The sequence below is a fragment of the Dietzia sp. DQ11-44 genome, from assembly GCF_014145205.1.
In the GTDB taxonomy this organism is placed as follows: domain Bacteria; phylum Actinomycetota; class Actinomycetes; order Mycobacteriales; family Mycobacteriaceae; genus Dietzia; species Dietzia natronolimnaea.
In genome coordinates this window covers 1-3,385 of sequence record NZ_JAALEC010000348.1, presented here as the reverse complement: position 1 = coordinate 3,385, position 3,385 = coordinate 1, and the positions used below count along the sequence as shown (strand labels likewise).

Below are 3,385 nucleotides of genomic sequence, written 5' to 3'. Positions count from 1 at the left end.
CGCGAGCCCGACGATCCACAGGGGGGCGAGGCGGCGACGGGACTTGGGCTTCTCCTGCGGGGCGGTGAGAACGGACGACTGCTCCCGGAGGTCCTCGGCGTGCTGCTTGGCGTCCGCGGCCAGCTTGCCCAGGATCTCCGCCTGTTCCGCGCGGCGGTCCCGCAGCACCTGGATACCGCGGCTCGCGCCGAAGAGGGCCAGGCCCGCGGGCCCACGGGTCGCGGCCACGGCGGCCTCCCCGAGGAAGCGGGGATCCTTGAGGTCGAACGCCTTCCGGGCGGCGGTGCCGGCGTTCTTCAGGTCCTTCTCGGCGGACTTGATGGCCTTACGCTCGGCGGCGCGATCGCTTCGTGTGCTCATGGGTAGATGGTGGCACAGCCCTCGGACAGCGACCACCACCTCGCCGACATCCACCGGGACCGCGTGGCAGGATGGTCGTCGTGAGCATCGCAACGCAGAAGGCAACCATCCACACGAACAAGGGCGACATCGTCGTCGATCTGTTCGGCAACCACGCCCCGGAGACGGTCGCGAACTTCGTCGGTCTGGCCGACGGGTCGAAGGACTACTCCCAGGCCAACGCCAAGGGCGAGAAGTCCGGCCCGTTCTACGACGGTTCGATCTTCCACCGCGTCATCTCCGGGTTCATGATCCAGGGCGGCGACCCCACGGGAACCGGCCGCGGCGGCCCGGGCTACCAGTTCAAGGACGAGTTCCACCCGGAGCTCCAGTTCACCGAGCCGTACCTGCTGGCCATGGCCAACGCCGGCCCGGGGACCAACGGTTCGCAGTTCTTCGTCACCGTGGGCCCGACTCCGCACCTGAACAACCGGCACACCATCTTCGGGAAGGTCGCGGACGCCGACTCGCAGAAGGTCATCGACGCCATCGCCACCACCAAGACCGGCGCCATGGACCGCCCGGTCGAGGACATCGTGATCGAGTCGATCGAGATCTCCTGACTCCTGATCTCCTGACTCCTGATCCACAGGGTCGTGGCGACACGGCCCGGCCAGCGGCGCGGGCACCGGAACACCGGTCCCGCGCCGTCGGTCTATCCACGACGATCCAGGAACGGTGACAGCACACCAGCCCATGACCACCCAGACGCACAGCGGCGGCGCCGTCTCCCGCTTCTTCCGACGCCAGCCGGTGACCGCGTGGCTCATCACCGCCAACCTCGCGGTCTACGCCGCCACGGTCGCCCAGTCGCGGAGCATGCTCGGCAACCACACCTCGGCGCTGTTCGAGGCCACGGCGCTCTATCCGCCGCTGGTCGCGGCGCGGGACGAGTGGTGGCGCCTGATGACCTCGGCCTTCCAGCATTTCGGGCCGATGCACCTCCTGCTCAACATGTACATGCTGTGGATCCTCGGTCTGGGCATCGAGCGCAGCATCGGACACGCCCGGTTCTTCGCGCTGTACCTGGTCTCGGCCTTCGGCGGCTCCGTCGCCGTGATGTTCTACGGCCAGAACGCGCTCACGGCCGGGGCGTCCGGCGCCATCTTCGGCCTCATGGGTGCCTACGCGATCGTCGCGATGTCGATGCGCCTCGACGTCAAGGGGATCGGGATACTGCTGGTGCTCAACATCGGCGTGAGCTTCCTCGTTCCCGGCATCTCCCTCGCCGCCCACCTGGGCGGCCTGGTGGTGGGCGCGCTCGGAGCGCTCGTCCTGGTGGTCCTGCCCCGTCGACTGCCGGGACGGGTGGGCCGTGGCGGTCGGGAGACCGTGTCGTGGCTCGCCTACCTGGGACTGGTGGCGCTCGTCGCCGTGGCCGCCTGGTACGCGGCCGACACCATGCAGTTGGGCTACGTCCTCAGGCGCTAGATCCCGGGCCGCCAGCTTCAGGACCGCCGGGCCCCGGCCCCCGGGTCCCCCCGAATCCCAGGCCCACCAGCCTCTCCCTCACCTCACGCGGATCGGTCCCCAGGTCTCCCCGCGTGAACACGTCGAGCTGCTCCCGCCCCCGGTCGTCCACGTACTCCAGTCGCATGAGGTGCTGGCGCACGCCCCATCTCGCGACCCCGAGCGCGCGCGCCTCGACGACCTGCGCCGGCGGCACGAAGACCACGCCACCGAGCTTCTTGATCGCGAGCTGCCCGTCCACCACCTCTATCCGGGGACGCCGCATCAACTGCATCACCCCCGCGGGGACCACGAGCAGCGCCAGCAGCCCGGTGAGGATGAGCCCCAGGGGATCCCGGTTGGTCAGTCCCACCACCACCGCACCGACCCCGAGGGCGATCTGCGCGGCCGGCCACAGGGTCCCCGGGCCCCACGACGCGGCCTGGTGTCCGTCGGTGGACGCCGTTGTCTCACTCATCCCGCCATCCTCCCTTATCCACAGGCGGAATCCACAGTGTGGATGAATCACACGGGTGGAGTTCGATCCGCGTTCGAGAGGGCAGCACCCCGACCTGCGGCGTCGTCCTCGTCGTCGTCGTCGAGGGTTTATCCCCAGTGTGGAGGGAGTTGTCCACAGCCTGTGTGCGCGGGCGCGGGCATCGCTAACACCGGTCACTTCGCCGAATACACCACCGTGACCTGCATGGATGTCAATTCGATGAGAAAATGCAGGTCACCCCCCGCGTCGTGCGGGGGGTGACCTGTGAATTAAGCTGTGGAATGCGGGGAACGGGGTTCCGGTAGAACGGGTGTCAGCGCCAGTTCATGGTCATGAGCAGCCCGACCACGGCCAGCCCGAAACCGATGGCGAAGTTCTGCCAGGTCTCGAGGGACTGCATGAACGGGATCCGCTCACCGGCGATGTAGTAGGTCACCAACCACGCCAGGCCCAGGATCATGAGACCGAACATCACGATCAGGTACCACTGCGCGGTGGGCGTCCCCTTGACCTTGACGGGGGTGCGGCTGACGGCCGCGTCGGTGTACTCGGTCTTCGACCGGACCTTTGACTTGGGCATGACGTCCTCGCACTGGTGGGGCTGATCCAGGCCACTCTACCAAGACCCGCCGGGGACGTTCATCCCGACGACAGCAGTACGCTGCATCTATGCGCATCCTCGTCGTCGACAACTACGACAGCTTCGTCTACAACCTGGTCCAGTACCTGGGACAGCTGGGCGCGACGTGCGAGGTGTGGCGGAACGACGACGAGAGACTCGCCGGCCCGGACGGCGGCTACGACCCGGCGTCGCTCGCGGGCGTGGTCGCCGAGTTCGACGGCGTCCTGCTGAGCCCGGGCCCGGGGACGCCGGACCGGGCGGGAGCGACGATCCCGCTGATCGGGGTCTGTGGGCGCGCGGGTGTCCCGGTGCTGGGCGTGTGCCTGGGACACCAGGCGATCGGCGAGGCCTTCGGCGCCACGGTCGACAGGGCCGCTGAACTCATGCACGGCAAGACGAGCCGGGTCACCCACGAA

Annotated in this window: 5 protein-coding genes and 1 pseudogene; 3 read left to right on the top strand and 3 right to left on the bottom strand. The window is 68.4% G+C overall.

All coding sequences use genetic code 11. From position 1 onward, the window contains the following. Positions 1-360, bottom strand: a pseudogene (locus tag G6018_RS09385) (hypothetical protein); the annotation flags it as partial. Positions 361-431: 71 nt separating this feature from the next. On the opposite strand from G6018_RS09385, the gene G6018_RS09380 reads away from it, so the two are divergent. Together G6018_RS09380 and G6018_RS09375 are read left to right on the top strand one after the other, a co-directional pair. Continuing rightward, positions 432-962 (top strand): peptidylprolyl isomerase, encoded by a 531-nt coding sequence (locus G6018_RS09380; RefSeq protein ID WP_179524029.1) that lies wholly within the window; start codon positions 432-434, stop codon positions 960-962. Between the two features lie 133 nt (positions 963-1,095). Then, positions 1,096-1,830: a rhomboid family intramembrane serine protease gene (locus G6018_RS09375; RefSeq protein ID WP_182639464.1), complete on the top strand. Its 735-nt coding sequence runs from the start codon at positions 1,096-1,098 to the stop codon at positions 1,828-1,830. On the opposite strand, the gene G6018_RS09370 is transcribed toward G6018_RS09375, so the two are convergent. Beyond that, positions 1,820-2,326, bottom strand: coding sequence for a PH domain-containing protein (locus tag G6018_RS09370; protein ID WP_182639463.1), 507 nt, complete (start codon positions 2,324-2,326; stop codon positions 1,820-1,822). The genes G6018_RS09375 and G6018_RS09370 overlap by 11 nt on opposite strands. 334 nt (positions 2,327-2,660) lie before the next feature. After that, on the bottom strand, positions 2,661-2,927 hold the full coding sequence (gene crgA / locus G6018_RS09365; protein ID WP_179524031.1) for a cell division protein CrgA: 267 nt from the start codon (positions 2,925-2,927) through the stop codon (positions 2,661-2,663). A gap of 89 nt (positions 2,928-3,016) precedes the next feature. On the opposite strand from crgA, the gene G6018_RS09360 reads away from it, so the two are divergent. Further along, on the top strand, positions 3,017-3,385 hold a 369-nt coding region (locus G6018_RS09360; protein ID WP_182639462.1), incomplete at its 3' end, for a gamma-glutamyl-gamma-aminobutyrate hydrolase family protein.

What these genes read in the sequence shown, in the direction of transcription:
- G6018_RS09380 (WP_179524029.1), top strand. Translation starts at nt 432, where the DNA reads ATGGTCGTCGTGAGCATCGCAACGCAGAAGGCAACCATCCACACGAAC.
- crgA (WP_179524031.1), bottom strand. Translation starts at nt 2,927, where the DNA reads ATGCCCAAGTCAAAGGTCCGGTCGAAGACCGAGTACACCGACGCGGCC.
- G6018_RS09375 (WP_182639464.1), top strand. Translation starts at nt 1,096, where the DNA reads ATGACCACCCAGACGCACAGCGGCGGCGCCGTCTCCCGCTTCTTCCGA.
- G6018_RS09370 (WP_182639463.1), bottom strand. Translation starts at nt 2,326, where the DNA reads ATGAGTGAGACAACGGCGTCCACCGACGGACACCAGGCCGCGTCGTGG.